This is a genomic window from Paenibacillus xylaniclasticus (assembly GCF_004001065.1).
GTDB classification, from domain to species: domain Bacteria; phylum Bacillota; class Bacilli; order Paenibacillales; family Paenibacillaceae; genus Paenibacillus_T; species Paenibacillus_T xylaniclasticus.
In genome coordinates this window covers 197062-203960 of record NZ_BIML01000008.1, presented here as the reverse complement: position 1 = coordinate 203960, position 6899 = coordinate 197062, and the positions used below count along the sequence as shown (strand labels likewise).

The 6899-nt window shown below is 49.7% G+C and carries 4 protein-coding genes and 1 pseudogene; 1 reads left to right on the top strand and 4 read right to left on the bottom strand.

Annotated features, from left to right (window positions below; all coding sequences use genetic code 11):
* Together PXY01_RS12480 and PXY01_RS12475 are read right to left on the bottom strand one after the other, a co-directional pair.
* Positions 1-905 (bottom strand): annotated as a pseudogene (locus PXY01_RS12480) (hypothetical protein); the annotation flags it as partial.
* Between the two features lie 256 nt (positions 906-1161).
* Complete coding sequence (locus PXY01_RS12475; protein ID WP_127570348.1) at positions 1162-2295, bottom strand: zinc-dependent alcohol dehydrogenase; 1134 nt, start codon at positions 2293-2295, stop codon at positions 1162-1164.
* A gap of 156 nt (positions 2296-2451) precedes the next feature.
* On the opposite strand from PXY01_RS12475, the gene PXY01_RS12470 reads away from it, so the two are divergent.
* Positions 2452-3993 carry an FAD-dependent oxidoreductase gene (locus tag PXY01_RS12470; RefSeq protein ID WP_373864292.1) on the top strand — a complete coding sequence of 514 codons (1542 nt, stop codon included), beginning with the start codon at positions 2452-2454 and terminating at the stop codon, positions 3991-3993.
* Between the two features lie 117 nt (positions 3994-4110).
* Here the strand turns inward: PXY01_RS12470 and PXY01_RS12465 are convergent, their stop codons facing one another.
* On the bottom strand, positions 4111-5310 hold the full coding sequence (locus PXY01_RS12465; RefSeq protein WP_246027903.1) for an MFS transporter: 1200 nt from the start codon (positions 5308-5310) through the stop codon (positions 4111-4113).
* A gap of 130 nt (positions 5311-5440) precedes the next feature.
* Positions 5441-6793, bottom strand: a complete 1353-nt coding sequence (locus PXY01_RS12460; protein WP_127570345.1) for a glycoside hydrolase family 30 protein — start codon at positions 6791-6793, stop codon at positions 5441-5443.
* Positions 6794-6899 lie beyond the last annotated feature (106 nt).

The following is a 6899-nucleotide window of genomic DNA, read 5'->3' as shown; positions in this document are numbered from 1 at the left end:
TTTCTGAGACGGAGAAGCGCCCGGTCATTACTCTTAAACTCCCATGTGCTTGTCCCTCTGCTGGACGATAACAGCTTACGGACAGGGTAGGATAAGCCTTCTCCGTCCCAAGTCAACGCAATATACGTCTTCTTTCCTTTGGTCCGAGTAGTCATCTCAACATCGCGCTTCGTACCTTTGCTATCCTCCAGCCATGCCGGAAGAAGCTGTAGAGACCCCGACATTAGTTCTCGATCGAGAACTCCTTGAACCTCGAACTCTAAACGTTTCGGTGCATTCGTATCGTGGAGAATGATATCTTCTTTGAGCCCGTTAGGAAGAATGGTTAGGACCACGCTCGTTGATGGCCAAACATTGTTATACCGGATAACGTTCTTGTCGGTTTTATCGACCGAAACAATTGACTTCCGCGTATTTTGAGGGATGAATATTATTTGATCGCTGCCATAACCGATGGTATACCCTTTAGAGAAGTTTTTGGGGATAACGAGCTTGTAGGGTACCTGAAGTGCGAAGAAGGATAACTCTTCTTCCGAAATCTTTTTTTTAGCTTTGTCAGCAGCCTTTCTTTTATCCTTCGCTTTCTGGAACTCCTCTTGAATTTCTCTAGATACAGGTTTGTCAATCTGACTTATCGCGTTCTCATCCGTTACCGCCGTATTGATTTCATAGTATTGCTGGTCACTCCCTATGTAATGAATATCAGTACTATAAATAACTTCTTTGTATTGTCCCGGGATCGAGGTGAGATACGATTTGCTGTTAGGCGTACGACGCTCTCGAATATCCTGTCGCTCATCAACAACACCCAACTTTATACTACCGCTTTCACTGGCATCGATCTGCTCACTTACAGGCTGGTCGGCATGCACATAAGCTACACCTTGAATCAACAACAAACACAACAACAAAACTCCTACGAACCGAATTCTGCAACGAGGCAGCATCTTATTTTCTTCCTCGCAGATCGAAACGAGGCATCTTACGCGAAATGGCTGCACGTTGTGCAGCCATTTCTTTGACTTTCGTTCGCATAGGGCTAAATTTTTGCATGAAGTGCAAAAAAGCACCGCCTACGCTACGCCACACCACTATACGCCGCTCTACCCAACTCTACTCCTACTTACTCCATCCGTCCGCCCGTGTCCATCCACCCCGTACCTACGGCTTCAACACCACTTTCACGCAGCCATCCTCATGCCCATAAAACTTCCGATAACCTATCGGGGCGTCAGCCAATGGCAGCGTATGCGTAATAATCGCCTTCGGGTCGAGCTCCCCCTTCACGATCTTCTCGTACAGCATCGGCATATAAGGAGCTGCAGGAGCTTGGCCCATCTTGAGTGTGATGTTGCGGGCGAAGAACGCGCCGAGCGGAAACAGATTATAATTTCCACCGTATACGCCGGTGATTTGCACCGTGCCGCATTTGCGAACCGCTTTAGTCGCAATTTGAATAGGGCCAAGTGTTCCTCTCTGCAGCTTCAGCTTCTGCTCGATATATTCCAGCGGCGATTTCTTCCCATCCATGCCAACGCAATCAATAACAACGTCGGCTCCGCCGCTCGTTACTTCTTTCAGCTGCTCGCCCATGTCATCATACTGAGTGAAGTCGAATGTCTCCACCGCATGAATCCGCTTCGCATGCTCCAAGCGGTAATCTAAGTGATCGACCGCGATGACGCGCTTGGCTCCTTTCATCCAAGCGAACTTCTGCGCCATCATCCCAACAGGGCCGCAGCCAAGCACGATGACGGTATCACCCGGCTTCACGCCGGCATGATCGACGCTCCAATAGGCAGTTGGCAGCACATCGGACAGAAACAACAGCGATTCATCCTCCAGCTCACACGATGGCGGGATAACGAAAGGCATATAATTGCCGAACGGAATGCGCAAATATTCAGCCTGTCCGCCGGGATAGTTACCGAACTTCTCAGAGTATCCCAAATAACCGCCCGAATCATAATGCGGATTGCTGTTATCGCATTGGCTAACTTCATGCTCCTTACAGTAGCGGCATTGGCCGCAAGCGACAGTGAACGGGATGACGACGCGGTCCCCTCGTCTCACCTTCGTCACGTCCGGGCCAACCTCCTCGACAACTCCCATCGGCTCGTGACCGATCACATAGCCTTGCGGAAGCGGGATACTTCCGGCATATAAATGAAGATCAGATCCGCAAATCGCAGTGCTCGTAATTCGTACAACAACGTCTTCGCGTTCTTGCACCGCCGCATCGTTTACTTCTGCAACTTCTACATTTTCAATGCCCCGATAAGTAACTGCCTTCATCTTGCACCCCAATTCAACATACAAATTTACGTCATTTTAGTATGAGATGAATAGACGGCATTATGCTTAATTCTCTGTAATAAACCATTGAAATAATTGGCATCCTATAGTGAACATTGCTCCAGAAAGAGGGTTTATATGAAAGAAAATGATTTTGTGTCCTACTCCGGTCTGCCGGAGCATCCGAGCTCCTACTGGCTGGAATCAGCCACAGGAGAACCGTTAACGTTCGACCCGCTCAATCAGGATATCGAAGTAGAGGTCGCGGTCGTTGGAGGAGGCATTACTGGCATTACGCTCGCCTGTCTGCTTGCCGAAGAGGGAAAGAAGGTCGCGCTGCTCGAAGCAGGACGGCTGCTCAACGGTACGACAGGACATACGACCGCCAAAATTACCGCTCAGCATGATCTTATCTATGACGAGTTAATTCACCACATTGGAGAAGAGAAAAGCAGACTTTATTACGAGGCTAATATAGAAGCGTTAAATTTCATCCGTAATCGGGTAGAAACCAATCGCATCGATTGCGATCTTCAGAACGAGGATGCCTACATCTATACAACCTCTGAATCCAATATTCAGAAGATCGACAAGGAATGGTCCGCCTACGAGCAGCTCGGCATACCGGGGAGGAGAATTAGCCACATCCCGCTTCCAGTCGATTCCAAAGCAGCGGTCGTCATGTCCGGACAGGCGCGTTTTCACCCGGTTGCCTACTTGAAGCATCTGCTCCAATCCTTCGTCGATAAAGGCGGACTCGTATTTGAACATACGACAGCGCTTAATGTGGAGCAAGGCGATCCTTTATCTAAAGTCTTAACGAACACCGGTCATACTGTAGAATGCCGTTATGTCGCGTCCTGCTCCCATTTTCCGTTCTACAGTGTACGCGGCTTTTATTTCGCTCGTATGTATGCGGAAAGATCTTACGTGCTAGGACTGCGAATGAAAGAAGGCTACGAATATCCCGGCGGCATGTATATTAGCGCTGACAACCAGCCGCGATCGATCCGGCAAGTAACCTATAATGGCGACAAGCTGTTATTAGTCGGCGGAGAAAAGCATAAGACAGGTCAGGGCATCTGTACGATCAAACATTATGAAGCGCTGGAGCAGTTCGTTCGCACGACGTTCGGCGATTGGGATATCGCATACCGTTGGTCCGCGCAGGATTTGACTACGCTCGATAAAATTCCGTATATCGGCCGAGCGTCCAAGGATGAGCCGCATGCCCTTGTCGCAACCGGTTACCGTAAATGGGGGATGTCGACGGGAACGGCGGCGGCGCTGCTGCTTAAAGATATGGTGCTAGGCATCGACAACCGCTATGAGGAGCTGTTCACGCCCTCTCGTTTTTACGCTGATCCAGCCTTGAAGAGCTTCCTCTCCGCCAATGCAGACGTAGCTAAGCATTTGCTTGAGGGTAAGCTGGAGTGGGTAACGCGTGCAGCCGAGGATGTCGAGCCAGGCGAAGGCGCCGTCGTTCAGGTCAATGGGAAGCGGGCTGGTGCTTATCGTGAACAGGATGGGACGCTGCATGTTGTCGATACGACGTGTACGCATATGGGCTGCGAGGTAGAATGGAACGATGGAGATCGAACGTGGGATTGTCCATGCCACGGTTCAAGATTTTCGTTCAAGGGCGATGTGGTCGAAGGACCCGCTAAGAAGCCTCTAACAAAGTTATCAGGGGATTGAAGCGAAGCATGAATGCGCACAAGGAATGCACAATGTGCAGTCCTTGTGCTTCTCTCGCAACTGGTTAGCAGGATCAATGCATAAATCGCACTCATTTATCCATTGATGAATGCCGGATCATTTCGCCGGACGTATTGCGAACAGTGCCAGTATGCAGCACACCGCAGCAGCAGCAGCAAATCCGCCATAGAGCAGCGCATTGCGATTCAGCATAACGGCTGCAAGCAAGGGTCCCGCTGCCACGCCAATAAATCTCATGCTGCTGTACAGTGATGTAATCGTGCCGCGCTGCTGCTTCTCAATTCCTTCGGTAATAAGCGCGTCAAGACTAGGCAGCGCCAGTCCGATTCCAGCCCCACCCGCCGATATGATAAGCATGAGCCAGAAGATTCCCTTCGGATTGCATGCGGTAACGAGGATCATCGCAGCCGTCAGCACTGCTGTCCCGACCACTGTAAGCCACTTCATTGCGACCTTATTGCGCCCAACGGCCTTGCCGACAATGAATGAGGCCAGACAGATGGCGCTAAGAGGGATGGCCAGCAGAGCGCCTTTCTTAATCCCGTGAACATGGTGAGTATCTTCAAGCATGGAGGACAAATCGTATAGAAAACCGAACATAACGTACATCGATAAACATCCGATCGCAAAAATGGTGTAAAGCCATTTCCCGTTCGCCGACAGAATTGATTTCACATCGGTAATAAATTGCTTGATGGACATTTTCTCCTGCTTCTTCGCTGGAGCTTTCACGAATATTGCAACGGCAGCGATCGAGATCATACATATGAAAGGAATTATAATAAGCGGCAAATACCAGATGCATGCAGCCAAAGCAGAACCCGCAATCGGACTAACCACTTTGCCCAGCGTATTCGACGTTTCGACCATGCCAAGGCCGCTGCTCACCTGCTCGTCCGCTTTGAACATATCGCCGACGAGCGGGATGACGATTGGGAAAGCGCCTGCTGCACCGATTCCTTGAATGAATCGGCCCGTTAAGATCCAGGTATATGCGGCGCCATCATCCATCCACCAAGCTGCAATTGCGGACAGCAATCCTCCCGCCGACGCAATGGATAAGCCAATCAATATTATTCTCTTACGTCCGAATTGATCAGATAGATAACCTGCAATGGGAATACAGACGATAGAAACCGCCGCATAGATTGTAATGATAAGACTGGCTTGCCAAGAGGCTATGCCCAGCTTCCGCTGCATTAAGGGCAGGACGGGTATAAGCATAGAGTTCGCCAGCGTCATAATTAACGGGATCGATGAGATCGCTGCCAGATCCCTCTTCTTTTTCTCGTGCAAATCAATACCCTGCCCTTCCATTACACTCTGGTGGGGTTATCCCTCGTCTAGGATGCCCCTAATCGATTCGGTCATACAAGCCAAAAGAAGGCTGCACCAAGCCGGATGAACCGGATGATGCAGCCTTAAATTAGATGCTCGGAAATAGCAGCGTTTGGATGGAATGAGCCGGAATAGCTCCTTCCGCTACCTGATCGTTGTTGCGTATAACATACGGCTGGTCTTCATCCGTACGGTTCAACACAACGACGACGATCTCGCCGTTCAAGTTGCGGAATGCGGTCGTGGATAGATTCTCTGTATATTTCGTGCAGCCGATGCGTACAGCGCCCGGGCGGATATATTTGCTGAAATGACCAATATAATAGTACGACGATTGGAACGTCAGTGAATCGTCCCTCGTATCGGCAATGATCGGAGCGTCGCAATAGTTGCCTACATGGTTCGGACCGCCTTGCTCATCGAGCACGATATTCCAATCTGTCCAGCCGGACATGCCATGATTCAGATTGCCGATAATGTCGTGCGCATAGCGCTCGCCGCTCTTCCAAGCACCGAGCTGTACACCGCCTTCATGACAGCCTTCCGTGAACATAAGAGCCTTGTCCGGATAGCGCTTCTGTACGGCTTGCAGCGCCTCGAAGTGATCGCCGGAGTACCAATGAAAGCCTATTCCCCAAATATATTTAGACGCTTCTGCATCGTCGAACGCCGTCCTTGCACGGTCGTATACACGCTCTTTATTATGATCCCATATCATAACCTTCACGTATTCGCGGCCTGCCTTATGCAGCTCCGGTCCCAAATAGTCGCGGACAAAATCTTTCTCTTCCTCCGCCGTATAGATGCAGGAGTCCCAAATTTGAACGGCTTTCGCTTCGTTCTGTATCGTTAAGCCCCATACCGGAACGCCTTCTGCTTCATAAGCTTCGATATATTTAATGTAGTAACGTGCCCAAGCGGAACGGTATTCCGGCTTCAGCTGACCGCCATGATTCATTTCTCCATTGGTCTTCATCCAAGCCGGCGGACTCCATGGCGATGCATAGAAAATGAAGCTGTCGCCTACCAACGCTTTAGCTTGCTTAATATAAGGAAGGAGACATTCACGGTCATGACTGATGTCGAACGTTTCAAGAGTATCGTCACCGTCCTGCACATAGGTATAGTTGCCAAGTGCAAAGTCGCAGCTGTTAATATGGGAGCGGCAAATCGTATAACCGATGCCATTCTCTGCATCGAAATATGCCTTTAGAATGCGGCTGCTGTTATTGACGCTAAGCTTCGATGCGGTAACAGCGGATGCTTCCGTAATGGCGCCGCCAAAGCCGATTATTGTCTGAAACTCGATGTCATCGTATACATTGATGATCTGATTCTCAATGCCCCGCACGTCATCATGCAGCTCGATCGATGCCTTCTCCGTCAGTCGGTCTTCTGTTCCTTGTGAGGTTTGAATGATACGAATCGTGCGCGAATTCATATAGATAAAGTCGTTCCCTTCTAGTTGTGTCTTGCCTTTATTATAATAGAGGCCAGTCCATATCTTGAAGAAACAATATGGCTGAAAACCTCAACGATCTGATTGA

Bases quoted from the DNA above. Each gene is read 5' to 3' on its own strand.
- PXY01_RS12475 (WP_127570348.1), bottom strand. From the start codon at position 2,295: ATGAAGGCAGTTACTTATCGGGGCATTGAAAATGTAGAAGTTGCAGAA.
- PXY01_RS12460 (WP_127570345.1), bottom strand. From the start codon at position 6,793: ATGAATTCGCGCACGATTCGTATCATTCAAACCTCACAAGGAACAGAA.